This window comes from Acidobacteriota bacterium (assembly GCA_016184105.1).
GTDB lineage: Bacteria > Acidobacteriota > Vicinamibacteria > Vicinamibacterales > 2-12-FULL-66-21 > JACPDI01.
The window spans coordinates 140,385-166,378 of record JACPDI010000012.1; the positions used below are offsets into that span (position 1 = coordinate 140,385).

At 68.2% G+C, this 25,994-nt stretch carries 16 protein-coding genes; 9 read left to right on the forward strand and 7 right to left on the reverse strand.

Annotated features, from left to right (window positions below):
- The first annotated feature begins 2 nt into the window (after nt 1-2).
- Nucleotides 3-1,400, forward strand: a complete 1,398-nt coding sequence (locus HYU53_04840) for an MBL fold metallo-hydrolase (GenBank protein MBI2220513.1) — start codon at nt 3-5, stop codon at nt 1,398-1,400.
- 17 nt (nt 1,401-1,417) lie between these two features.
- A complete protein-coding gene (locus HYU53_04845) occupies nt 1,418-3,406 on the forward strand; it encodes a peptidase M49 (protein MBI2220514.1) in 1,989 nt (662 codons plus the stop codon).
- Here HYU53_04845 and HYU53_04850 read toward each other — a convergent pair whose 3' ends face one another.
- Nucleotides 3,407-4,444 carry an LD-carboxypeptidase gene (locus HYU53_04850; protein ID MBI2220515.1) on the reverse strand — a complete coding sequence of 346 codons (1,038 nt, stop codon included), beginning with the start codon at nt 4,442-4,444 and terminating at the stop codon, nt 3,407-3,409. It abuts the gene before it with no gap.
- Nucleotides 4,445-4,627: 183 nt separating this feature from the next.
- On the opposite strand from HYU53_04850, the gene HYU53_04855 reads away from it, so the two are divergent.
- Nucleotides 4,628-7,135, forward strand: coding sequence for a PEGA domain-containing protein (locus tag HYU53_04855; protein ID MBI2220516.1), 2,508 nt, complete (start codon nt 4,628-4,630; stop codon nt 7,133-7,135).
- Here HYU53_04855 and HYU53_04860 read toward each other — a convergent pair.
- Nucleotides 7,127-8,554, reverse strand: coding sequence for a hypothetical protein (locus tag HYU53_04860; protein MBI2220517.1), 1,428 nt, complete (start codon nt 8,552-8,554; stop codon nt 7,127-7,129). The two genes, HYU53_04855 and HYU53_04860, sit on opposite strands and share 9 nt — an antisense overlap.
- A 28-nt stretch (nt 8,555-8,582) precedes the next feature.
- Here HYU53_04860 and HYU53_04865 point away from each other — a divergent pair, with 28 nt between their 5' ends.
- Nucleotides 8,583-9,986 (forward strand): FAD-dependent oxidoreductase, encoded by a 1,404-nt coding sequence (locus HYU53_04865; GenBank protein ID MBI2220518.1) that lies wholly within the window; start codon nt 8,583-8,585, stop codon nt 9,984-9,986.
- Here HYU53_04865 and HYU53_04870 read toward each other — a convergent pair.
- Nucleotides 9,964-10,449, reverse strand: coding sequence for a hypothetical protein (locus HYU53_04870; protein MBI2220519.1), 486 nt, complete (start codon nt 10,447-10,449; stop codon nt 9,964-9,966). The genes HYU53_04865 and HYU53_04870 overlap by 23 nt on opposite strands.
- Before the next feature lie 62 nt (nt 10,450-10,511).
- Between HYU53_04870 and HYU53_04875 the strand changes: the two genes are divergently transcribed.
- Nucleotides 10,512-11,669, forward strand: a complete 1,158-nt coding sequence (locus tag HYU53_04875) for an MFS transporter (protein MBI2220520.1) — start codon at nt 10,512-10,514, stop codon at nt 11,667-11,669.
- Between the two features lie 60 nt (nt 11,670-11,729).
- Here the strand turns inward: HYU53_04875 and HYU53_04880 are convergent, their stop codons facing one another.
- Complete coding sequence (locus tag HYU53_04880) at nt 11,730-14,606, reverse strand: DUF349 domain-containing protein (protein MBI2220521.1); 2,877 nt, start codon at nt 14,604-14,606, stop codon at nt 11,730-11,732.
- Between the two features lie 156 nt (nt 14,607-14,762).
- Between HYU53_04880 and HYU53_04885 the strand changes: the two genes are divergently transcribed.
- Nucleotides 14,763-17,018, forward strand: a complete 2,256-nt coding sequence (locus tag HYU53_04885) for a S9 family peptidase (GenBank protein ID MBI2220522.1) — start codon at nt 14,763-14,765, stop codon at nt 17,016-17,018.
- A gap of 5 nt (nt 17,019-17,023) precedes the next feature.
- On the opposite strand, the gene HYU53_04890 is transcribed toward HYU53_04885, so the two are convergent.
- The 3 genes from HYU53_04890 to pepF are packed head-to-tail and all read right to left on the reverse strand — an operon-like array spanning nt 17,024 to nt 20,321.
- Nucleotides 17,024-17,338: a MoaD/ThiS family protein gene (locus HYU53_04890; protein MBI2220523.1), complete on the reverse strand. Its 315-nt coding sequence runs from the start codon at nt 17,336-17,338 to the stop codon at nt 17,024-17,026.
- Nucleotides 17,338-18,459, reverse strand: coding sequence for an exo-alpha-sialidase (locus HYU53_04895; GenBank protein ID MBI2220524.1), 1,122 nt, complete (start codon nt 18,457-18,459; stop codon nt 17,338-17,340). Before HYU53_04895 ends, HYU53_04890 begins: the two co-directional genes overlap by 1 nt.
- Before the next feature lie 50 nt (nt 18,460-18,509).
- Nucleotides 18,510-20,321 (reverse strand): oligoendopeptidase F, encoded by a 1,812-nt coding sequence (gene pepF, locus HYU53_04900; protein MBI2220525.1) that lies wholly within the window; start codon nt 20,319-20,321, stop codon nt 18,510-18,512.
- 179 nt (nt 20,322-20,500) lie between these two features.
- Here pepF and HYU53_04905 point away from each other — a divergent pair, with 179 nt between their 5' ends.
- From HYU53_04905 to HYU53_04915, 3 genes are all read left to right on the forward strand, one after another.
- On the forward strand, nt 20,501-21,481 hold the full coding sequence (locus HYU53_04905) for a metalloregulator ArsR/SmtB family transcription factor (GenBank protein MBI2220526.1): 981 nt from the start codon (nt 20,501-20,503) through the stop codon (nt 21,479-21,481).
- Between the two features lie 76 nt (nt 21,482-21,557).
- Nucleotides 21,558-25,283, forward strand: coding sequence for a methionine synthase (gene metH / locus HYU53_04910; GenBank protein MBI2220527.1), 3,726 nt, complete (start codon nt 21,558-21,560; stop codon nt 25,281-25,283).
- 304 nt (nt 25,284-25,587) lie between these two features.
- Nucleotides 25,588-25,800, forward strand: a complete 213-nt coding sequence (locus HYU53_04915; GenBank protein MBI2220528.1) for a hypothetical protein — start codon at nt 25,588-25,590, stop codon at nt 25,798-25,800.
- The last annotated feature ends 194 nt before the right edge of the window (nt 25,801-25,994 follow it).

The following is a 25,994-nucleotide window of genomic DNA, read 5'->3' on the forward strand; positions in this document are numbered from 1 at the left end:
TGATGGCGTCATTGACGTTTCTTGGTGCGGCTGGCACGGTGACCGGCTCGAAGCACCTCTTCGAAGTGAACGGCGCGCGCGTGCTCGTGGACTGCGGGCTCTTCCAGGGGTTGAAGGAACTGCGCGAGCGCAACCGGCAGCCGCTGCCCGTGGAGCCGGCATCGATCGGCGCAGTCGTCCTCACCCACGCGCACCTCGATCACTGCGGCTACCTGCCGCGGCTCGTCTCCGAGGGGTTCAAGGGACGGATCTTCTGCACGTCAGCCACCGCCGATCTCTGCCGCATCGTGCTGCCGGACGCGGCAAAACTACAGGAAGAAGACGCCGAGAACGCCAATCGCGGAAAGTACACGCGCCACGCCCCCGCGCTGCCGCTGTTCACGATGGAAGATGCGGCGCGGGCCCTGTCGCTGCTGCAGCCCGTCGGGTACGACCGCCGCGTGCCGGTGGCACCGGGCGTCGACGTGGAGTTCGTCAACGCCGGCCACCTGCTCGGATCGGCGTACGCAAGCATCCGCACCAACGGATCGCACGTGCTGTTCGGCGGCGACCTGGGGCGTTACAGCCGGCCGGTGCTCCCGGATCCGAAAGCCGTGGAAGAGGCTGACGTGCTGCTCGTCGAGTCCACGTACGGCAACCGCAGGCACCCGTCCGATGACAACGGCGAAGCCCTCGCGGAGATCGTGCGCAGCACGGCGGAACGCCGCGGGAAGATCATCGTCCCCTCTTTTGCCATCGGCCGGGTGGAGGAAGTCCTCTATTGGATCAAGCGCCTGGAGGACGAGGGACGAATTCCCGTGATTCCTGTCTGGGTGGACAGCCCGATGGCGTCCCAGGCGCTCGTGCAATACGGGCGACGGCTCGAGGAGCTCGATCCGGAGATGGCTCCGGAACAGCCGGTGCCGCGGCACAACCGCGAGGTGGCGGCGTTTGCGACCGATCGGCTCCAGATCGTCGCCTCGCCGCAGCAGTCGCGCGATCTCGTGCGATCGCGCGGCCCGGCCGTCGTCATTTCTTCAAGCGGGATGGCCACCGGCGGCCGCGTCCTCCATCATCTCGCCGCCGCCCTGCCGCGACCGGAGAACACGGTGATGTTCGTCGGATTCCAGGCCGCGGGCACGCGGGGGCGACAGCTGATCCAGGGGGCGAAAACCGTCAGGATCCATGGCGTGGACGTCGCGGTGAACGCGCGCGTGGCGCACCTCGACTCCATGTCGGCTCACGCCGACGCCGACGAGATCCTCCGCTGGCTGCGCGGGTTCAAGCGCGCACCCGCCGATACCTACATCGTGCACGGCGAGCCTGACGCGGCGGCGGCGCTGCAACGGCGGATCGCCGGCGAGCTGGGGTGGCAGGCGCACGTGGCGGGGCATATGCAGACGGTTGATTTGAGGATTTGAGGATTCGAGGATCTCGTATGTGGAGAGGATGGTTCATGCTGGTGGCAGCGATGGCGGCGACGACGCCCGTGGCGGCGCGGGAGGAGACGGGCCGAAAGTACCTGCTCGAACAGATCGACGATGCGGCCGTGGCGCAACTGTACGCCGATGGGTTCCATGCGCTGCCGCTCAATGACAAGATCCTGATCTGGCATCTGTACCAGGCGGCGCTCGCAGGGCGGGACATTTTCTACGACCAGCGGTACGCGCACAACCTCGAGATGCGCGAGGTCATCGAGGAGATCGTCTCGCATCCCGGGAACGTCGATCCGCAGACGCTCGGCGAGATCCTGCGGTATGCCAAGCTGTTCTGGATCAACACCGGGCCCTACAACAATCTCACCGCCCGCAAGTTCGTGTTGCGGTGCGCGCCGCAGGCGTTCGCGACAGCGGCGAAGGCGGCGCAGGCCGCCGGCGCCCGGTTTCCGCAGAAGCGCGGCGAGACGCTCGACGCGATGCTTGCGCGCATGCAGCCGCTGTTTTTCGATCCCGACGTGGACCCGATCGTCACGAACAAGACACCGGGCGCAGGCCGGGACATGCTTGCGACGAGCGCGAACAACCTGTACGTCGGCGTGTCGATGAAGGACCTGGAGCAGTTCGAGGAACGACACCCGTTGAACTCCCGCCTCGTGAAGAAGGACGGAACGCTCGTCGAGGAGGTCTACCGCGTCGGAGGGCTGTACGGCCGGCAGATCTCGGAAATCGTGAAGCACCTCGAGGCGGCGATTCCTCACGCGACGGCGCCGATGGCGAGCGCGCTGAAGGCGCTGGTCAGGTTCTACCAGACCGGCGAGACCGCGGACCGCGAGGCGTACGACATCGCGTGGGTGCAGGACAAGCACTCCCCCGTGGACACGATCAACGGATTCATCGAAGTGTACATGGATCCGCGTGGGCAGAAGGGCGCCTGGGAATCGCTCGTGTACTACGTCAACCGGGAGAAGACCGAGGAGATTCGCAAGCTGGCGGCCGAGGCGCAGTGGTTCGAGGACCACATGCCGTGGGATCCGCAATACCGCAAGACCGGCGTGCACGGCATCACGGCGAGCGCGATCGACGTGGTGGTGGAATCAGGGGAGTCCGGACCGATTACGCCGGTCGGCATCAACCTGCCGAACGACCAGGCGATCCGCGAGCGGTACGGCAGCAAGTCCGTCTCGCTGTCGAACGTGACCGAGGCCTACGACAAGTCGCAGCTGCCGTCGTTCCGCCGCGAGTTCTCCTGGACGGACGAGGAAGCGGAACGGGCGCAGAAGTGGGGCAGCTTCGCCGGCGAGCTGCACACGAACATGCACGAGGTGATCGGCCATGCCTCCGGCCGCGTGTCGGAAGGGCTGAAAGGGACGCCGCAGGCGGCGCTCAAGGAGCAGTACTCGGCGCTCGAAGAGGCGCGGGCCGACCTCGTGGCGCTCTACTACCTGCCCGATCGCAAGCTCGCGGAGCTTGGGCTCGTCAAGGCCGCGGACCAGGAAGAGATCGTGCGCTCCGAGTACGAGTCCTACACGCGCAACGCGCTCGTCCAGCTCCGGCGGATTCGGCACGGATCGCAGATCGAAGAAGATCACATGCGCAACCGCCAGATGATCGTGCACTGGCTGATGGCGAACACCGAGGCGATCGAGGTCCGCAGGCGTAACGGCAGGACGTTCTACGTGATGACCGACGCGCGCGCGTTTCGCGAGGGGGTCGGCCGGCTGCTGGCGGAGGCGCAGCGGATCAAATCGGAAGGGGACTACGCCGCGGCCAGGGCGCTGTTCGACACCTACGGCGTGCACTTCGACACTGCGCTTCGCGACGAGGTGGTCGCGCGCGTCGAGAAGCTGAAGATGCCGTCCTACACCGGGTTCGTGCAGCCGCGTCTCGAGCCGGTCACTGCGCCGGACGGCACGATCACGGACGTGAAGATCTCGTACCCGATGGATCTGACGGCGCAGATGCTGGAGTACTCGGGAAAAAAGCGGTGATCAAGCCACCGCCGGCGCCAGCATCCGGATCGTCGCGCGCGTGGCGTCGATCTCGACCTCGGCGCCGACCGGCAGCGTGAACTGCGGCATGCGGTGTCCGATCATGGCGCCGCGCCACGACGGCACGTTCAGCGGGCGCACGTGGTCGTCCAGCACCTCCTCGAGCGTGAGCGAGCCATAGCCGTCGCCGGGCTCGCACTCCTCGCACGTTCCGAACACCAGCCCGCGCAGCTCGCCGAGAACCCCGGCGAGCTTCAACGACGTGAGCATCCGGTCCACGCGGTAGATGTCCTCGCCCACATCTTCGAGGAAGAGAATGGCCCCGTCCCACGAGGGCAGGTAAGGGGAGCCGAGGAGCGCGGTGAGCACCGTGAGGTTTCCGCCAAGCAACCGCCCGCGCGCCACGCCGCCGACGATCGTCTGGGTGCGGTGTTCGGTCTGGGCGAGGAACTCGCCGCGCTCCCGCGGGTTCTCGAACCTCACCGCTTCGCCGGCAAACAGCACGCGGCGCACGAACCCGGCGCTCCAGGCATCCCATCGCCCCATGCCATTCGGGCCGTGGAACGTGACCAGCCCGGTCCGCGCGGAAATCGCGAGCAGCAACGCGGTGATGTCGCTGTAACCGAGCACGACCTTCGGGTTGCGCGCGATCGCCGCAAAATCCAGGTACGGCAGCAGCCGGCTGCTGCCCCAGCCGCCGCGGATCGGCAGGACAGCCCGGATCGACGGATCGGCGAAGAACCGGTTGATGTCCGCCGCGCGGGCCGCATCGCTGCCGGCGAGGTACCCGTGTCGATCACGAACGTGGTCGCCGATGACGACTTTGAGCCCCAGCGCCTCGAGAGACTCGCGCGCGATGTCGAGATCCATCCGCTCGAAGGTCGCACTGGCCGGCCCGACCAGCGCCACCGTGTCCCCTGGGGCGAGCCGGCGCGGGTAAACCGTTCGTGCCGCAGTGGTTCGCTGCACGGGCTGCACAGCCAAGGCGGCGAGCAGCGGGGCGCCCGCGGCTCTTTCCAGCAATTCACGTCTGTTCATTGGGGCAATCTTACCCGACCAGGCAATTACAAATTTGTTATCGCGTTGTCCATTCCGCGTTCCTGCTGGACGAAACAGCCTGCCGAACCGAGAAATCGTTTGGAAAACTTCACGTTTTTGGTGGGTCGGCCCGATCGTACGTGGCTTTTCCATTGCAGATAGGCGAAAGTTTCAGAAGGTTTCATGCTCTCCTCGTCGGGTTTCCGAGACGGCCTGGGCGAACGGGATCTGTTCTTCGATCGCGAGTCGGGAGAGATCCGCGAGCGGCTCTTCCCGCGCCCTGAGTTTGCCGCGTATGAATCCGCCCTGCGCCGCCGAATCGGGCGGCTCGCTTCGATCGCCGACCCCCGCCTCGTGTCGGTTCGAGGCGTCGAGCACGACCGCGCGACGGGGCGGCTGACCGTCATTTCGGACCACATCTCGGGCATGCGCCTGAGCGACGCGCTCCGCGCCGCGCGGGAGCGCGAGCTGATTCCCGACCTCACGATCGGCCTGTTCCTTGCCGCGGAGATTCTCGCCGCGACGCACACCTTTCACTCGCTCTCCGGGTTGCCGCACGGCTGCCTCCATCCGGATCGCGTCATCGTCAGCGCCGAAGGTGAAGTGGTGGTCGCCGACTACGCGTACGCGGAGGTGATCGAAGCGTCGAACTTCGCGCCGGCGCGCTTGTGGCGGGAGTTCGGCATTGCGCACTGGCTGGGAGAGCCGTTCTCGTTTGCCGCTGACGTTCGTCAGGCCGCGCTTGTCGCGATCGCGCTGATGCTCGGACGTCCGGTGGATGCGGGGAACTCCGTCGAAGGAGCCGATGCGCTCCTGGTCGAGGTCGAAGAAGCGGCGATGATTCGCGGCGGCCGGCTCTTCGCAGAGCCGGTGATTGGCTGGCTGACGCGCGCGACGGGGGCGGGCAGCGCGGGCGGCTTCAGCACATCGGACGCCGCGGCGGACTCGTGCGCCCTGCTGCTGACCGACCGCGAGCGCGCGCTGGCGCGGCCGGCACTCGTGCAATTTCTCGTCGATCTCGAAACGCCGCTGCCATCGGAGGTGGACTTCGCGTTCACGGAGGTCGAGCCGCTGCCGGAGCCGGAGCCATCCTTCGAGCCCGAGCCGGTTCGTGAGCCCGAGGCGACGCTCGAACCGGAGCCGGCGCCTGCCGTCATGACGGAGGAGCCCGCACCAGAGCCGATCGCGCAGCCCGAGCCGTTGGTCCTCGCCCGCGAGGAGCCCGTCGAACCCGTCGAACCGTTCGAACCCGCCCCCCCCCCGGACAGACCTGCTGCCGTCGCCGCCGCGGAGTCGGCCTCGGTCGCGTGGGCGCGGAATCCGTTGCCTGAGATCGCGGTCGAGACGGGGCCCCGCGTCGTGTCGCCGAGCCCGCTTGCGCCGTTCGACCAGGGCGCGGGCGCCGCTCAGGCGACGCCGCCGCCCGAAGTACCGCGTCCGCCAATCGCCTGGCCGCCGCCGGTCCCGTCGCTGCCGGCGGCAATGCTCCCGCCAAGCCCGTTTGCGCCAATCACGCAGGAGGCTGATTCGTTCCCTCGGAGCGCCGCCGTGTCGCCGCAGTCGCCGATGGTCGAGCCCGCGGCTGGTGGCGGTGCCGGACCGGTGATGTCGCCGGCCGCGCCCGTGACGATTCGCCTGAAGAACGCGCCACCTGCGAAGAAGAGCGCGCCCGCACGCGCAGAATTCACGGACCGTCCCGCGTCCATCTTCGAGCGTCCCGCGGAGGAGCCGGAGCGGGGTTTCCGCCTCCCGTGGAAGGCCGTCGCCGCCGCGGTGGTCGTGCTGGTGGCGGGCGTTGCCGCGACACAGATGAAATGGTCAGGCACGTCTCCCGCCGCCGCGGTTGCGCCGGGGATCCTCGTGATCGAAAGCACGCCACCCGGAAGCGACGTGTTCATCGACGGAGAGAAGAAAGGGGAGACGCCCGCCGTGTTGCAGGTGCCGCCCGGCCGTCATGCCGTGAAGCTGACACGCAAGGGCACGGAGCACACCTGGTCGGTTGACGTCGCGTCCGGCGCACGGCGCGTGGAGCGCCTCGACTGGACTGCGCTCGTGCAGACGGGCGGCATCGAGGTGATCTCGAACACGCCCGGCTCGAAGGTGTTCGTCGACGGCAAGCTGCGCGGCGAAACGGGCGGCGAGACGCCGCTCGTGCTCACCGATCTCCCGCCGGGACGGCATCTCGTCGTCGTACAGGGGCCAAACGGCAACGTCCGCCGTCGCGTCACCGTCATCGCGGGAGAAACGACGAAACTGGATCTGGCGATCTACTCCGGCTGGGTGATCGTGTCGGCGCCGATCGAGCTCCAGATTTTCGAGAAGGGAAAGCAGATCGGCACCGCGGGCGAGGGGCCGCTGGTGCTGTCGGCCGGCGCGCACACGATCGAACTGGTGAACGAGTCGCTGGCGTATCGGTCCTCGCACGGGGTCGACATCGCGCCGGGCGAAGAAGAGCGGCTGGCCGTCACCCCCAAAGGTCTCATCAACGTCAACGCAATACCGTGGGCCGAGGTCTGGGTGGACGATGAACGGCTGGGCGAGACACCGCTGGCCAACGTCAGCGTGACCCTCGGTTCGCGCGAGCTGGTCTTCAAGCACCCGGAGTACGGCGAGCGCCGCGTGCCCGTCACGGTCACCGGCGGCGCCGCGCAGCAGGTCAGCGTCGATCTGACGAAGCCCTCTTCACCCTGAGTTCGGCCGCCAGTCCTTCACGTGTGTATCCCGGACCGGCGCCGGATCGTGCCCGGTCACTTTCCTCACGTAAAACGTCCACCAGTCCGCGAGCGCTGCGCGGTGCGGATCGTCGCGCGGCAGGGGCTCTTTCTCGAGCGTTTCGCCCAGGCGCTGCCAGAGCGCATCGGCGCGCGCGCGCGCCTCGCCCAGGCCGCCAGGCAATTCGGGTTTGAGGCACCGGCGCGCGACCTCGACGTGCAGAACCTCGTCGGCCCAATCAAAGTCATGGAACAGCGCGGAGAGCGAGTCGCCTGACTCGACGGCGATCCGGTGCTCGTACGGTTTCCCGGTCGTCTTCGGCATCAGGGACTGCTCGATCGCGTAGAGCAGGATGTGTCGTTCGACCGGTGTGCAGTGGCGCGCCAGCTTGTACGAGAACGTCATGTTGATCGGCAGCCGCCGCCAGTCCACGCCGTGATGTTCGAGCAGGATCTCGCCGAGCATCGCGTGGCGCGCTTCGTCCCACATCTGCCGGAACAGATGCACGTAGTACGTCCAGTCCGGTCCGGCCGGCGGGGCGCCCTCCCGGACCGCATTGCGCGCGGCCATCCATCGCTCCGCGATGATGCCGGCGATGACTTCCGGAACATCCATTTCCCTGACCCGCTTGAACATCAGCGCGGCATTGCGCTCGGCAGGGTCGCGGCTCTCGTCCAAGTACGCCACATCGGCCGGCGTCGACGTATCGAACAGCCCGGAGAACCGGGCGTCGCGCCGCGGAACAACGGCCGGCTCGTACCGCGCGGCCGCGCGCCGTTTCGGCTCGCGCGCGGGCCTTGTCGCATGCCCGTCCACGCCGCCGGCGGCGTCGAGCCATGCCGCCACGTGCCCGGCCAGGCGTTCTTCGCCGCCGGCCTCCCGCTCAACCGCGAGCGCGCGCTCGCTCCAGGCCGCGATCGCTTCGTAGTCGTGCTCAATCGCCGCCATGAGGCGAACGGAAGGTTGATCCGCGATGGGATGGGTCCGCCGGCGGTACTCGGCGACCGCGTGCTGAAACGCGGGACGGACCACGCCGTACATGACCGACACGCGATCGAGCGTCGAGGCGGCGGCGCCCGCTTCGTCGAGCGCCGCCTCGAGCCGCGTGTCGGGGATGTCGTGCATGGCGGGAGGCGGCTCGCGCATCTCGGCGATCCGCGCGTACAGCCACGCCGCGTGCTGCGCATCGATCCAGCCGTGGAATGCAAGCGCCTGCTTGACCTCCCACTCCGGTGTCGACGGCAGCCACGCGGCCGTCATGATCGCGACGCGCTGCGCCACGTACGCGAGGCGGTGCAGCACCGCGGCGCACGTTTCGACCGGCTGCCCGCCACGCTGGGCGTCGGCGCGCGCGCACAGCCCTGCCAGCGGCGGGAACTGGTGGAGGCGTTCCGGCATGCGGACATTATTCATTCATCCATTCCCCTTGACCAATAGGACCGGCAAGGCCGCTGCTATGCTGGTGGACGTGGTTGATGCGCTGCGAAACCCGTCCGTTGTCATTGCCGGAGGAGGACTCGCGGGGCTCACGGCCGCGTACGAGCTGCACAAAGCTGGAGCGCACGTGACCGTCATCGAGGCCCGGCGGGATCGCCTGGGCGGCAGGGTCTGGACGCGACGCGACTTCGAGCAGGGCCAGTGGGCGGAAGCGGGTGCGGACCTCATCGAGGGCTCGCAGGCGGAATTGCTGCGGCTGGCGGCAGAACTCGGGTGCGAGCCCGTGCGGATTCTGCGCGGCGGCTTCGCCTACTACTCGACCGCGCGACGCAAGATCGAAAGCGGCCCGAAGGCCTGGGAACGTCTCGCGTCGCATCTCCAGGACGAGATCCGCGCCTACAAGCTCAGCGAGCAGCGCTGGCACGGCGGCGTGGCGACACAGCTCTCGCGGCGCTCGGTCCAGAGCTGGCTCGACGATCTCGGCGACGAGGACCTCACGCGCGTCGCGGTCGGCCTGCGCGGGTTCTTTCTCGCCGACCCTCCAGATCTTTCGCTGCTCGCGCTCGTGGATCAGTTCTCCAACGATCAAAATGCTCGAGGGGATCCGGCCAGCGCGCGGCTGTTTCGGCTGCGTGGCGGGAACGACTCAATCATCCAGGCGCTCGCCCGGCCGCTCGCCCGCGACGTGCGCCTGGGCACGACGGTCGTCGCGATCGCGCAGGGCGCGACCCGCGTGCAGGTGCGGCTCCGCGAGCGGAGCGGCGCGCTCGAGGAAATCACCGCCGACTACGTCATCTGCGCCATGCCCGCGGCGACGCTGAAGGCGATCGAAATGGACCCGCCGCTGCCGGAGCGGCAGGCCACGGCGATTGCCTCGCTGTCCTACGGCGCGGCCACGCGCGTGCTGGTGCAGTTCGATCGCCGGTTCTGGCGGGCGCCGGGGCGAGTGCGCGCGTTCGGCACCGATCTGCCGGTCGGCGCGGTGTGGGAAGGCAACGAAGACCAGGCGGGGCGCGCGGGAATCCTCAGTTTCCTCGCCGGCGGTCGCGCCTCGTCGCACATACAGGCCATCATGGCGCGCGAAGGGGCGCGCGGCCTCCCGGCGCATCTCGCGTGGCTCGGCGCCGAGCGGACGGCCGTGCTGGCCTCCCAGATCGTCACCTGGGAAACCGATCCGTGGGCGCAGGGTGGCTACGCGGTGTTCAAGCCCTCGTACGATCCCGAGCTGCGGGAATGGCTCGGCCGGCCGCACGGGCGCGTCTTCTTCGCCGGCGAGCACACCTCGTGGCGGTGGCAGGGTTACATGAACGGCGCGGTCGAGAGCGGCTTGCGCGTCGCGCAGGAGGTCCTGCTCGCGCGGACGTCTGACGTCAGGCGGACACCGGCTCCGTGAGATCGCTCCACGTGTCCGGATCCTGTCCCGCGAGCGTGGCGAAATAGAGGTCCACGTCCTCCGCCGGGAACTCGTGCCGCAGGGCCTTGACGGCAGTCGCCATGCGCGCCTTCTCCGGCCGCTTCACGTCCTCTTCGGAAATCAACCCGTCGTCGTGCGCGATACCCAGCAGGTCCAGGAAACGTCCCATCATCGGACGCTGTCGCGCGAGGTGATAGGCCACCAGCAGGCGCGAGGCAAGCAGGTCTGAAATCGAAGGGAGCCCAGCCAGGTACCTCGCGCGTCTTTCAACGGGGAGCGCGGCGGCGCTCTTCGGCCTGAACTTCAGCTGCTGCGCGATCGCCGCGACCGCCTCCGGGTGCTGTTCCACCGACTGCTCGTCGTCCCAGAACGCGCGCGCGGCCTCGAGACGGCGCTCCTGGGGCATCTGTTTCCAGAGCTTCGACGGGCGTAGCTGTTCCATGAAGCGATGATATCAACGTCCAGGGTGGATCCGGCCGTCGCGTTAGAGGCAGAATGATGTAGTTGCCTCCGCCTCGCCCGCTGTTCACCCCGCGCTTTTTCGTGATGTGCGGGTTCAGCTTCACCGTCTTCATCTCCGCGTTCCAGCTCTTTCCGACCGCGCCGTTCCACATACGCGACCTTGGCGGCAGCACGTTCGCCGCCGGGCTGTTTCTGGGCCTGCTGACGTACGCCTCCGCCTGTTCGGCGCCGTTCACGGGAGCCTTTGCCGATCGCATCGGGCATCGACGCATGTTGCAGATCGGCAGCCTGGCGATCTCGGGGTTCTCGGTGGCCTACGCGCTGGCGCCGAGCCCCGCGGTCATGCTGGCGCTCGTCGTCCCGCACGGCATCTTCTGGTCGGGACTGATGGTCGCGTCGGGCGCCTACGTCACGGCGCTGGTGCCCGAGGAGCGCCGCGCCGAAGGGATCGGCTATTGGGGACTTTCGACGGTGCTGGCGATCGCGCTGGCGCCGAACATCGGGTTCCTGGTGTACCGCCGCGGCTGGCTGCTGCTGTGCGGCGTCATGCTTGCCCTGAACCTGATCATGGCCGCGATCGCGTGGTCGCTCGAGGAGCTGCACCGACCCGCCGATCCGTCCGAGCACCGCTTCACGCTCGAGTGGCGCGTGCTCGTGGTCTCACTGTGCGTCTTCCTGTATTCGTTCGGCTACGGCGGCGTCACCAGCTTCTCGGCGATGTACGCCGAGGCTGAGGGCATCTCACCACGGGCCATCTATCTCACGAGCGTGGCAGCCGCCATCCTGCTGAGCCGTCCGTTCGCGGCGCGGCTCGGCGATCGGTTCGGGTACCGGCGCGTGTTCCTGCCATCGATGATCGTTGCGGGCATCGGGCTTGCGGTGCTGGCAGTGCTGCCGGCGTCGCGGGGGGCCATGATCGCGTCGGCCGCCGTTTTCGGCGCGGGCTACGGCACCGCGTGGCCGGTATTCATGGCCTACATGCTTGGACGCGTGGATTCCCACCGCCGAGGCGCGGCGTACGGCGCGATGATCGCCGCGCTCGACACGGGAATCGGCACCGGATCCACGGCCCTTGGATGGATCATCCAGCAGTACGGCTACGCGGCCGCGTTCGGCTTCGCCGCCGCGCTGTCATCGCTGGCCGTCCCGTATTTTCTCGTCGCGGATCGCGCGATGCGAACGGTCAAGTCGCAGTCGTAACACTCTCTTTTCCCGAAGAGAAGGTTCCGGCGGATTCTGCGCGTTCTGCGGTGAAACAGATCACCCGCGCGTGCCGGCCAGTTTGCGCCGATGCCGCTCGAACACGCGATCGCACGCGCGGCGGAAGCGCTCGGTCAGCTCGCGCGACTTGTCGGGGGGCGCCGGGCCGATCCGCTTCCACGCCGCCTGGGCCTGCTTGACGTCCTCGGCCGCGGCACGCCAGCGCGCGTCCTCGCTCGAGCGGCCGCCGATCTGGTTCGACGCGAGCGCCTCGCGCAGCATCGCCGCGAGCGCTTCCGACGAGGACATCGCCGCGGGCGCCTGCTCGGCGGCGAGCTTCTCGACACGCGCGATCAGCTTCTCCATGCGCTGCGTGTTCGCATCGGGATCGAGGTCGGTGCCGCGGAATGTCTCGGCATGGCTGGAGAGGATCTGCGCAATCGCCGCCTCGTACCGCTGCTGGAGCGCCTCGGCCTGGTCGTGCGGCACGTGGCCGGTGTGCTCCCAGCGCTGGCGCAGCGTCCGGAGCTGCTGGACGATGTCGTCCGGCGGGGGCGCGAGGAGGACGAGCGCCTCGATCTGCCCCAGCACCGTTTCGCGGGCGTGGAGCCGCTCGGTCGCCGCGATCTGATCGCGCTGCTTGTGGCGCTCGAAGAAGCGATCGCAGGCGCCGCGGAAGCGGTTCCACAGCGCTTCTCCCTTGTTCTTGCGCACCGGGCCGATCGTCCTCCACTCGGCCTGCAGCCGGCGGAGCTCGGCGGCGGCGTGGTCCCAGTCGGTCGATTCGGCGAGTTCCTCGGCGCGCTTGACGAGCGCGTCCTTCTTTTCGAGGTTCGCGCCCCAGACTTCCTTCCGGTGGTTCAGATCCTCCTGCTTGCGCGTGAAGAAGCGGTCGCAGGCGGTGCGGAAACGATCCCACAGCACCTTCGCCTGATCGCGCGGGACCGGACCGATCGCCTTCCAGTCCGCCTGGAGCTTGCGCAGTTCATCGGCGGTGCGGATCCAGTCGGTCGAGTCCATCAACTCTTCGGCGCGGCGCACCAGGGCTTCCTTGCGCTGCTGGTTCTCGCCGCGCTGCGCCGCCTGCTGCGTGAAGTACTCCTGGGTGCGCGCGCGCACCTGGTCGAACGCGCGGCGGTAGCGGTGCCACAGCGCCTGCGCCTGCCCGCGTGGCGCCTCGGCGACGTCGCGCCAGCGGTTGTTGATCTCCCGAAGCTCCTTCGAGGCGGCCTCGAGGTCGGGCTGTTCGGCGGTGTTGATCTTCTGCTGCAGCGCCTCGACCCGCCCGCACAGCTCTTCCTGGACGGTCGCGTTCGCGAAACGGCGCCAGTCATCCGCCTCGCGCAAATCACGAGCGCGTGGAATCAGCGCCGCGTGCGCGGCCCGCAGCCGCTCCAGCACGCGGTCGCGGTCCTCTCGCGTCGGCAGCGTTCCGGGCTCATCGATCGCCTCGCGTAACTCCTTCAGCCCGCGGTCTGCCTCCTTGAGCGACAGGTCGTCGGCGGTCGCCCGCTTGTCGAGGCGCTCCGCGAGGCGCTCGAGCCGTCGCAGCGTGTCGCGCTGCGCCTTCTCGTCGGACGCGCGCTTGTCGGCAAGCCGCTGCTCGATGTGCGCCGAGGCCTGGCGGTAGCGATCCTGCAGCGGCGCGTCATCCACACCGACTCCCCGGCGCTCGGCAATCGCGGCCGACTGCTCGCGCCACTCGCGCTCGAGCGGGGCCCAGCGCTCGCGCGCGGCCGGCAGATCCTGCTCGGCGGCGGCGGCCTCGAGCCGAGTCGCGAGCGCGTCGAGCTGCTCGAGGGCGGCACGCGCCTCCGCACGCCGCCGCAGCGCGGTCTCGCAGTTCAGGCACGCGTCGTCGAAGCGCCGCTGCAACGCGAAGGCCTCCGCCTCGAACCCTTCCACCGGCGGCAGCCCTTCCCACTCCGCGCGCGCGAGGTCCAGCTGCTCCTTCATGCCGCCGGACGGTTGGAGCGCTTCAATCCGTTCGACGAGGTTGCGCCGGACTCCCAGCGCCTGCTGCTGCGCTTCTTCAAGGCGCGCGCGTTCCATGGCTTCCTGCTCCCGTTTCGCGATCCCGGCGCGCGCCGCAGCCGAGGCGGCGGCGAACCGTGCGGCGAGATCGTCGTGCGTGGATGAAAGGCTGCGCCACGCCTCTTCGGCGTGCTGCAGCTCGTGCGCGGCGTCCTGCCAGTTGCCCGTTTCGCCAAGCGCCTCCGCACGCTGGCAGAGCTCGACCTCGCGCTGCCGCAGCGCGAGGTCCGCGGCCTGGCGGGCAGCCTCGGCCTCTTCCCATTGCTGCAGGAGCGCCCGCGCGCGCCTCTGCACCCCTTTGTTCACCGCCTTCGCCGCCGCGTTCCTCAGCAGCTCGACGTCATCCGGGCGCCCCCCTGCCGCGCGCTCGAACGCCGCGATGGCGGCGTCTTTCTGATCCGAACGCAGGGCGACGTTCAGCAGCTCCGTGCGATCGTCCAGCCGTTCGATCGCGCGGACTGCCACCGCAACGTCACTGGCGTTGCGCGCGACGCTGCCGAGCACCCGCGGATCGTCGATCCGCTCGACCGCCGCGCGCCGCACCGGTTCGAGCGCGGCGCTCTTGGCGACCATCCCCAGCTGTCTCGGGTCGCGCAGGCCGGCGAGCGCCGCCGCGGCACGATCGCCCCCACCCGTCGCCATCTCCACCAACGCTTCACAGGCGGCCTGCCGCACCTGCTCGTCCGCATCGTCGCGCGCGGCGTCCGCCAGGACCGCCGGATTCCCGATGCGTCCGACGGCCGCCTTCCTCACGCGCGCGTCGGCGTCACCGCGCGCGAGCGAGGCGAGCACCGCCAGCGCGTCCTCACGGGACACGTCGAACTCGTGGACCGCGGCGAGGCGGACTTGCGCATCCGCGTGTTTCCATCGCGGCGTGGGCTTCAGGCGATCGAGCAGGGACATCAGCAGATCTCAAATCACTGGCGGGCACGACCTCTGGCTTAGAGAAGAGGACCCGCACGACGAGGCAAGAACTCTATTGTAGGACACGCCACGGCGTGGGATCACCCCGGTGTTATCATCCAGATTCCCCGGTTTTTCCCGCTGCGAGGAGTATCCATGCGCATCCGGCGCCCTGTTTTCCTGACAGTTCTGGCCATCACGCTCGTCGGCCGCCTCGATTCCGTGCAGGCGCAGCGTGCCGGCGCGCGGTGGCTGTCCTACGAGGAAGCCTTCGCGCCCCCGTCCGGCGCGCCCAGGCGGGCCGACGCGCCGCTCGGCGACCTCCCGAACATCACCGGGTGGCTTGACGGTGCGCGGTATCTCGAGGTGAAGACCGACGCCGACGGAGAGCGTCGTATGTACGCGGTAAGCGCGGTCGACGGCCGTTCAGAAGTCTATCGCGATTATGGCCTCGTCAAGAAAGAACTCCCGAAGGGGGTCGATCCGACGCGTCCCGCCGCTCATACCGGCGACTTCGGGCGCCTCGTATACCTGGCCCAGGGCGATCTGTATCTCTACGACGCCGCGGCGCACGCGCTGCGCCGGCTGACGGCCACGCCGGCTCCCGAACGCAACCCGAGGTTCTCACCCGACGGCCGCTGGGTGGCGTACACCAGGGGGAACAACCTGTTCGCGTTCGATCTCGAGAAGACCGTCGAGCACCAGTACACCGACGACGGGAGTGAGACCATTCTGAACGGATACTCGTCATGGGTGTACATGGAGGAGATCCTGGGGCGCGGGACGGCGCACGCCGCGTTCTGGTGGGCGCCCGACTCGACGAAGCTCGCCTTCATGCGCTTCGATGACTCGCCCGTGCCGGTGTTCCCGATTTACCATTCGGCGGGGCAGCACGGCGAGCTGGAGCGCCAGCGATACCCGAAGGCCGGGGATCCCAACCCGTACGTGCAGGTCGGCATCGTCAGCGTGAACGACGGGAAGACCGTGTGGACCGATTTCGATCCGAAGGCGGACCACTACCTCGCCTGGCCGTTCTGGACACCCGATTCACGAACGCTCACCGTGCAGTGGGTCAACCGTGGGCAGGACACGATTCGCTTCTACAACTGCGACGCCGCCACGGGAAAGAAGCAGCAGATCTACGAGGAGAAGCAGCCCGCGTGGGTCGATTTCTACCAGGACCTCTACTACTTCCAGGACGGGTCCGGCTTCCTGCTCAGAAGCCCGCTCGACGGATGGGAGCACCTGTATCACTACTCCAATGACGGAACGCTGAAGAGGCGCCTCACCGAGGGAGAGTGGCGGGTCGATTCGATTGCGCGCGTGGACGAGAAGAACGGCTGGATCTACTTCATGGCCCGGCCGCAGAACGCGACGTGGGATCTGCAGTTGATGCGCGTGAAGGTCGACGGCACCGGCCTGCAGCGGCTGACCCGGACCGACGGCACGCACGGCGTTCGCCTGTCAACCGACGGCAGTCACTACATCGACACCTTCAGCAACATCACGACTCCGCAGCAGATGGCGCTGTACAGCGCGGACGGTACCCTCGTGCGCAAACTCGGCGACGCCAGGGCCGCGGCGGGCCCTCCGATCGCGTGGGGCAAGGGAGAGCTGTTCACGATTCCCTCCGGCGACGGGTTCAATCTGCCAGCCTACTGGGTGCTCCCGCCGAGCTTCGACGCGCAGCGACGCCACCCGGTGATCTTCAGCATCTACGGCGGCCCCGACTCCGGCACCGTGCGCAACGCGTTCCCGAACCTCCAGGCGCATTACTGGGCGCAGCGCGGCGTGATTACGATCAGCGTCGATCACCGCGGCAGCGGTCACTTCGGCAAGAAGGGCGTGTTCCTCATGCATCGCCGTCTCGGCCAGTGGGAGATGCGCGATCTCGCCACGGCCGTGGACTGGCTCCGCGCGAGGAGCTTCATCGCGGCGGACCGGATTGGTATCACCGGCGGGAGCTACGGCGGCTACACGACCATGATGGCGCTCACGAACGCGGCCGGGAAATTCAATTACGGCCAGGCCGGGTCGCCGGTCACGGCGTGGGAGCTGTACGACTCGGTCTACACGGAGCGGCTGATGGACACGCCGGCGGAGAACCCGGAAGGCTACAAGAGCGGCGCGGTGCTCACCTACATCGATCGCTACCAGGGAGGGCTGCGCATCACGCATGGCACGATCGACGACAACGTGCACATGCAGAACTCGCTGCAGGTGATCGACTGGCTGACGACCCACAACAAGCCGTTCGAGGTCATGCTCTACCCCGGCAGCCGCCACGGTCTCCAGATGTCGCAGCGGCCGCACGCCAACCGGGAATCGCACGACTTCTGGGTGCGGCACCTGCTCGACGGCAGGCTGCCGCAGGCGCCGCAGAAGGTGCAGACCACGTCGCAGAGCAAATAGCCTGTTCACCGCGGAAGGCGCCGAACACGCAGAAGGGGCAATCCGCCGCTGATTGCCGGCAGGATGACGATCTCGGCGCCGTCGCGGATCGGCGTGGCGAGCCCGCCTGAGTTGCGGATGTTCTCTCCGTCGACGAAGACGTTGATGTGGGCGCGCACCTCGCCGAGCTCCGTCAGCACGCGGTCCCGGACGGCTGGGTGCGCCGCCCACAGCAGCGCCAGCGCGGCGGACACCGACGCGGCGCCCCCCTCGACGAGCACCTGCCCGCGCCCGCCGGTGAACTGCCGCAGGTGACCGGGAATCACGAAGGCGATCGACATCACGCGACCGCGGCCGCCGTTACCGAGACCACGGGAGGCAGTCCGTCGAGCAGCTCGGACCATGTCTCCCCTTCGTCCCGCGATCCAAAGAGCTTCCCGCTCCGCGTTCCGAAGTACACGCCGGCGGGCGCGAGCGGGTCCACGGCCATCGCGTCCCGCAGCACGGTTTCGTAGGCGTCCTCCTGCGGCAGCCCTTTCGACAGGGCTTCCCAGCTCGCACCGGCGTTGCGCGTCCGGTAGACCCGGAGCTTCCCCTCCGGCGTGCAACGGAACTCGTCGGACTCGAGCGGCACGATCCACGCGCAGTCCGCGTCCGCGGGGTGGATGGCGAGCGCGAAACCGAAGTCCGACGGGACGCCGTTGGCAATATCGGACCACGTTTCTCCGCGATCGTCGCTGCGATACAGCCCCCAGTGGTTCTGAAGGAACAGGCGATCGGGCTGGCGGCTGGCCTGCGCCACCTTGTGCACGCACTGGCCGAACTCGGGGTACTTGTCGGGAAGGAACTCCGCGCGCACGCCACGATTCGACGGCCGCCACGTGGAGCCGCCGTCATCGGTGACGTACATGCCGGCGGCGGACACCGCAATCCGGATGCGGTTGGGATCGGCCGGATCGAGGAGGATCGTGTGAAGGCACAGGCCGCCGCCGCCCGGCTCCCAGCGCGGCCGCTGCGGGTGGTTCCAGAGGCCGTCCACGAGCGCCCACGTCGAGCCCGCGTCACGCGAGACGAAGAGCGCGGCGGGCTCGACGCCGCAGTACAGCGTGTCGGGCTCCGCGTCGCGGCCGGGAGCGATCTGCCAGATCTGCTTGAGCGCGGCGCCAGCGCCCTCGGGAAACTTCACGTTGGCGGCCTCGGGATTCGTCCAGCTTCGTCCGAAGTCATCGCTCGAACGGAGCAGTCCCCCCCAGTGCATGCTGGTGGGGCCCGCCCAGACGCGGTGGCGTCCCGCGCGGCCGTCGTAGGCCAGCGCGTACACCGCGCTGCCCGGCAAGTACGGGCCGCCCAGCTCCCAGTCGCGTCGATCGGTGCCGGCACACGCGATGAAGGCGCCTTTCATGGTGCCGACGAGCAGAAGGATGCTGCCGCTGCGAGGGCTGAGGTGGCGGGTGACCGGCATATCGTGTTCCTCCTGTCGAAGAATCTTCCTGTCGAAGAATCTTCCAGCCGTCAGAGCCTCGCGAGCTCTTCCTCCAGCCGTGTCACGAGGCCGTCGAGCTGATCGATCACCGCGCGCACGGTGTCCGGCTTCGAGAGGTCGACCCCCGCGCGCTTCAACTGCTCCATCGGGTAATCGCTGCCGCCCGAGGCGAGCAGCTCCAGGTAGCGGTCGCGCGCCGCCGGCATCTCCTTCGCGATTCGCGCCGCCGAGGCGAAGCACGTGGCGTACTGGTAGACGTAGTACGGCGTGTTGAAGAAGTGCGGGATGCGCGCCCACGTCACCGCGGCGAGCGGATCGACATCCACCGAGTCGCCGTAGTACTCGCGCATGAGCCCGAGGTAGAGATCGTTCAAAATGGTCGACGTGATCGGCTCGTCGCGCTCCACCATCCGGTGCGCGCACAGCTCGAAATCCGCGAACATCACCTGCGTGTAAAACGTGCTGGTGATGTTGTCGATGGCGTGCTGGAGGAGCACGGCGCGCTCGCGCGGGTCGGTGGTCCGCTGCAGCAGGTGCTCGAGCAGCAGCGCCTCGCCGAGCGTCGACGGCACCTCGGCGACGAAGATGGTGTAGCTCGAGTAGATGAACGGCTGCGCCTCGTGCGACAGCATCGTGTGCATCGAGTGGCCCATCTCGTGCGCCAGCGTGAACACGTCGTCCAGGGTGTCGTTGTAGTTGAGGAGCATGTACGGGTGCACGCCGTACACCGGCGCGGAGTACGCGCCCGAGCGCTTCCCCTCGTTTTCGTAGACGTCCAGCCACCCGCCGGAGAATCCCCGCCGCATGCGCGACTGGTACTCGGGGCCGAGCGGCGCCACCGACTCGACGATCGCGTCCAGGACGTCGGCATACGGGTACTTGCGTTCGAGGTCGACGAGCGGAATCGCGAAGTCGTACGTGCCGTACTTCTCGAGCTTCAGCGCCCGCCGCCGCAGCGCGTGATAGCGGCGCAGCGGCTCCACGCCCGCCCTGGTCGTCGCAATCAGATTCTCGACGACTGCCGGAGGGATGTTGTCCCCGTGGAGCGCGGCGTCGAGCGTCGTCTTGTAGCCGCGCGCCCGCGCGTGGAACCAGTCGCGCTGGCAGACCGCGTTGTACAGCGACGCGTACGTATTGAGCGAGGCTTCGTAGGTGCCGTGCAGCGCCCGGAACGCCGCTTCGCGATCGGGCTGCGCCCGCTCGGTGGCCAGGATCGCGCGGTACTGCCCGTACGAGACCGTGACCGTGCGGCCGGTGCCGAGCGTGATCGCGGGAAATCGGGCGTCGGCGGTGGAGAGCGCCCAGTAGGAGTCGTTCGCCGCGCTGGAGAGCCGGCTCGAGAGCGACATCAGCTTTTCGCCCTGCTCGTCGAGCACGTGCTCCTGCTGCCGGTACAGATCCTCGACCGCGAAGCGGTACATCTGGAGCGCGGCAGTGGCGTCCATCCAGCCGCGGACCGTCGTCAACGGGATTTGCAGCAGCTCGGGGTTGAACCACGAGCCCGCCTCTTTCCATCTCGCGAGCAGGATCTGCACGCGCTGCCTGCGCGCGTTCACCGCGTTGTCGCGCTGGTCTTCGTCGTAGCGGAGCGAAGGGTAGTACCAGACGCGGTACGCGAGCTGTCCCAGCTCGTCGCCGAGCTGGAATGCGCGAAGCAGCGCATCGGGCCCTTCCGAGAGCGTGCCCCGGAGCGCCGCGTACCGATCGATCTGCGTGTCGAGCGTCTCGTACGCGCGCGCCCATGCGTCCCAGCCGGGATAGATGTCCTCGAGATTCCACTTGTAAGCGGGGGATATGTCTTCGCGCCGGCGGGTCGGCGCGGCCGCGGCAGCCGTGTCCATGCCGCTAATGATATCGGACGGCGTCGATTTCCCGGATGGGAACCGGCTTCCATGCCAAGCGGTCGAGTTCCCGCCGGCGGCCCGCCCGACAATCGTCCTGAGCCCGCGGGACGCGCCCCCCTGCGGTCGAACCCGCGCGTGGGTCGACAAAACGCATATATGCATGTAGATTAACGTATGTGAGTTCGAGCCCCACGGCGTTGTACCGGCTGCTCGCGGACGAAGCGAGGCTGCGGCTTCTGCGCCTCCTGGCCGCCGGGCGGCTGAACGTATCGGAGCTGACCGGCATCCTCGGCATCGCCCAGTCGGGCGTCTCGCGCCACGTCGGATTGCTCAGGGACGCCGGGCTGGTCAGCGAGGACAGAGAGGGGGGCTACACCTACCTCCGGATCGCGGACGACCTGCGGAGCGCGCGCGATGGCTTCGGCCCGCTGTGGTCGCTGCTCGAGTCCCAGTTCGCAGCGATGCGCGGCACGCCGCGCGTGCGCGAAGACGAGGCCAGGCTGCAGGAGGTGCTGCGGCTGCGGAAGGAGAACTTCGATGCGCACGCGGGGCCTGACGGGAAACGCGCGGGGCAGGTCGTCCCGGGCCGCAGCTGGGCGGCCTGGGCGCGCGCGCTCGGGCACCTGCTGCCCCCGCTCGAGGTCGCGGACCTCGGGTGCGGCGAAGGCTATCTCGCGATCGAGGCGGCGCGCTTCGCGAGACGGGTGATCGCGATCGACCGTTCGCCGGTCGTCCTCAAGCAGGCGAAGTCGCTTGCGGCTCGACGCAAGATCAGGAACATCGCCTGGAAGCGCGGCGAGATCGAACAAGCGCCGCTCGCCGACGATTCCGTGGATGTGGCGGTGCTCTCGCAGGCGCTGCACCACGCGGTGAGCCCCGCGGCCGCGCTGCGCGAGGCGGCCCGGGTGACCAGGCCGGGCGGCCGCGTCCTCGTGCTGGACCTGCGGCGTCACGAGGAGAGCTGGGTGCGCACGCGCCTCGGCGACAAGTGGCTCGGCTTCGACGACGAGGAACTGAGACGGCTCTTGAAGGGCGCCGGGCTGGAGCAGGTGAAGGTCGGCGTCGGCGCGCGCAGGACGGGTGACCCGTTCACCGTGCTCGTCGCGAGTGGCAGAAAGACGGCGTACACCACAAAGGCCACGAAGGACACGAAGTAGAGCACGAAGGGAATCGGCCTCGTGCCTCGAGATCTGCTTCGTGTCCCTGGTGGTCGTCGTGGTTCAGAGAAACAGCATGTCTATCACACGGCAGCTCGACGAGATTCTCCAGCGCCGCATCCTCGTGCTCGATGGCGCGATGGGCACGATGATCCAGCGGCACCAGCTGCAGGAGCACGACTACCGCGGCGAGCGCTTCCGCGACCACCGGCGCGACCTCAAGGGCAACGCCGACGTCCTGGTCCTCTCGCGCCCCGACGTCATCCGCGGCATCCACGGCGAGTACCTCGCGGCGGGCGCCGACATCATCGAGACGAACACGTTCAACGCCAACGCGGTCTCGCAGGCGGACTACGGCCTGGAGGATCTCGCCTACGAGCTGAATGTCGAAGCGGCGAAGCTGGCGAAAGGGGTCGCCGCCGAATGGACGGCCCGGACCCCCGATCGCCCGCGCTTCGTCGCGGGATCCATCGGTCCGACCAACCGCACGCTCTCGATCTCACCGGACGTGAACGACCCCGCCTTTCGCGCGATCACCTTCGACGCGCTGCGCCAGGCGTACGCGGATCAGATTCGCGGCCTGATCGATGGCGGCGTCGATCTGCTGCTCGTCGAAACCATCTTCGACACGCTGAACGCGAAGGCCGCGCTCGTCGCCTACCAGGACGTGCTCGATCGGAAATTCGGCGCGGCGGCCGGCGCGGGCTCCCGCACTCCGCTGATGGTCTCGGTCACCATCACCGACCGCTCCGGCCGCACGCTGTCGGGACAGACGGTCGACGCCTTCTACGTCTCCATCGCGCACGCGCAGCCGTTCAGCGTGGGCATCAACTGCGCGCTCGGCGCCGGGGACATGCACCCGTACCTCGTGGAGCTGTCGCGGTTGGCGGAATGCTGGACGAGCTGCTACCCGAACGCCGGCCTGCCGAACGCGTTCGGCGGCTACGACGAGCAGCCCGCCCACACCGCCGGCATCGTCCGGCAGCTCGCCACGGAGCACCTGGTCAACATCGTGGGCGGCTGCTGCGGGACGACGCCCGATCACATCAGGGCGATTGCCGGATCGGTGGCCGGCGTGCCGCCGCGGCCGATCCCCGCCCCTGAACGGCACACGCGGTTCTCCGGCCTGGAGGTCCTCACGATCCGTCCCGACAGCAACTTCCAGATGATCGGCGAGCGGACCAACGTCACCGGGTCCGCGAAGTTCGCGCGCCTCGTCACGTCGGGCCAGTTCGGCGAGGCGGTCAGCGTCGCCGCCGACCAGGTGCGCAACGGCGCGAACATGATCGACGTCAACATGGACGAAGGCATGCTCGACTCCGAGCGCGCCATGACGACGTTCCTCAACCTGATTGCGACCGAGCCGGAGATCGCGCGCGTGCCGGTGATGATCGACAGCTCGAAGTGGTCGGTGCTCGAGGCCGGGCTGACGTGCCTGCAGGGGAAGGCGGTCGTCAACTCGATCAGCCTCAAGGAAGGGGAAGCCGACTTCCTGCACAAGGCGCGCACGATCCGGAAGTACGGCGCCGGCGTGGTGGTGATGGCGTTCGACGAAACGGGCCAGGCCGACACCGTCGAGCGCAAGGTGGAGATCTGCCGGCGCGCGTACCGGCTGCTCGTCGACGGCGCGGGATTCGATCCCGCCGACATCATCTTCGATCCGAACATTCTCGCGATCGGCACGGGCCTCGAGGAGCACGCCGACTACGCGAAGAATTACATCGAGGCCGCGCGCCTCATCAAGGCCACGTGCCCGGGCGTGAAGATCAGCGGCGGTGTCAGCAACCTGTCGTTCGCGTTTCGCGGCAACGACCGCGTGCGCGAGGCGATCCACGCCGCCTTCCTCTACCACGCCATCCACGCCGGGATGGACATGGGCATCGTCAACGCGGGACAGCTCGCGGTGTACGAGGACATCCCGAAGGACCTCCTGGAGCACGTCGAGGATCTGATCTTCAACCGCCGGCCGGATGCCACCGAGCGCCTGGTGAAGTTCGCCGAAGGCGTGAAGGGCGCGACGGCGAAGCGCGAGCTGGACACCGCATGGCGCCTGGAGCCGATCGAGCAGCGTCTCGCGCACGCGCTCGTCCACGGCATCGTGGACTTCATCGAGCAGGACGTGGAGGAAGCGCGCCAGAAGCTGCCGCGGCCGCTGGACGTGATCGAGGGGCCGCTGATGGACGGGATGAAGATCGTCGGCGACCTGTTCGGCGCCGGCAAGATGTTCCTCCCGCAGGTGGTGAAGAGCGCGCGGGCGATGAAGAAGGCGGTCGCCTGCCTCGAGCCGTACCTGGAGGAAGAGAAGGCCCGTTTCGGCACGACGAGCGCGCAGGGACGCCTCCTGATGGCCACGGTGAAAGGGGACGTCCACGACATCGGCAAGAACATCGTCGGCGTCGTGCTCGGGTGCAACAGCTACGAGGTGATCGATCTGGGCGTGATGGTGCCGGCCGACAAGATCCTCGATGCCGCCATCGAGACGCGCGCGGACATCATCGGCCTGAGCGGGCTCATCACGCCCTCGCTCGACGAGATGGTCTTCGTCGCAAAGGAGATGGAGCGGCGCGGCTTCAAGGTGCCGCTGCTGATTGGCGGCGCCACCACCAGCCGGCAGCACACGGCGGTGAAGATTGCGCCGGAGTACAGCGGGCCCGTCGTGCACGTGCTGGATGCCTCGCGCGCGGTGGAAACCGTGTCGAGCCTGATCAGCGCCGGCGAGCGCGGGCCGTTCGTGGCCGCCGCGCGGCGCGACCAGGAGGAAATCCGCGGCCGTTACGCGACGCGTCGCGAGAAGCCGCTGCTCACCTACGAACAGGCGCGGGCGAACGCGCTGGCGACCGACTGGGAGAACGTCGACGTGCCGGCGCCGTGGTTCGTCGGGCGGCGGGTGGTGGAGCCGGCGATCAGCGAGCTGGTGCCCTACATCGACTGGACGTTCTTCTTCAGCGCGTGGGAGCTGAAGGGACGGTTCCCGGCGATTCTCGACCATCCGGAATACGGCAGGGCGGCCCGCGAGTTGTACGACAACGCGCAGGCCATCCTGAACGAGTGGATGGCGGCGGAGAAGAGCGGGACGGCGCCGATCGGCGTGCGCGGCGTCTACGGCTTCTGGCCCGCCGCGAGCGACGGCGACGACATCGTCCTCTTTGCGGACGAAGACCGCCGGCGCGAGCTGGCGCGATTCCCGATGTTGCGGCAGCAGGACATCATCGCGGACGGCCGTCCGAACCGGTCGCTGGCCGACTTCGTCGCGCCCGTTGGCCGCGGCACGCCGGACTACGTGGGCGCGTTCGCCGTCACGGCCGGCCTCGGCGCCGGGGAGCTGGCGCGCGAGTGCGAGCGGCAGCATGACGACTACCGGGCCATCCTGGTCAAGGCGCTTGCCGATCGCCTCGCGGAGGCGTTCGCCGAGCACCTGCACGCGCAGGCGCGGCAGGACTGGGGCTACGAGCAGGCGCGGCCGTCGAACGAGGATCTCATCGCCGAGAAGTATCGCGGCATCCGCCCGGCGTTCGGGTATCCGGCGTGTCCCGATCACAGCGAGAAGTTCAAGCTGTTCGACGTCCTGGACGCGCGGGCCATCGGCATCGATCTCACCGAGTCGGCGGCGATGACGCCGGCTGCCAGTGTCAGCGGGCTCTACTTCAGCCACCCGGACGCGCGGTACTTCAACGTGGGTCGCATCGGGCGAGACCAGATGGAGAGCTACGCGAAGCGCAAAGGGATCACCGTCGAAGAAGCCGAGCGCTGGCTGGCGCCGAACCTGGCATACGAGCCGGCGGAGTTTGGGGTGAAGTGCTGATCGAGTTGCCAGGTACCAGAGGCCGGGTACGCGGGATCTCGGCGCAGCGACATGGAGGCGCGTCGGGGCCACCGCGGCGTGCCGCCCGCCTCGCATCGCCCGCACCCGTTTTGGACTGAATGGTTGGATCAGGTGGCCGTGATCCGACGGTGTGCTTCGGCCGCGAGGCAGCGAGTTTAGAAACCCGTACCGTCGCGACCGATGTAGAGCAGCCTCAACGTGAATTCGATCTAGTCGCGGTACATTCGCGCTGGTCGTTTCGGCGCGCGTCCGTCTGCTCAGATTGACGGATTATCGAATCGCGTTGCTGTTGCGCTTCCTGAGCGATTCGGTCAACGGATTCCCAGTACCGCCTACTCTCGTCGTCCTGACGTCTCTCCAGGGGCATCACGTCTCCTTCGAGTTCGATCGGTTGTACATCGTCGCTTCAGACAAGGACAAGCCGCTTATTGTTGCGGCGTCGAGTGCCACTGCCGCTATTACTGGCCACCTGTTTCATCTCGACCGCGCCGGCTGATCAACCGCAGCGGTTCACCTATTGTCTCGCTGACGCCACTTAGCAGACGCTCTCGCGCCTCCAAAAAGCGATCACGTAAATCGCTGTCTCGCTCTGTCTCGTACTTGATTAGCCGCCGAACCGCCTCAGCAATGACGGCGTTCTGTCTGGCGCCGTAATGTGCCTCGCAAAAAGCGTGCAGGTCCACCGCATCA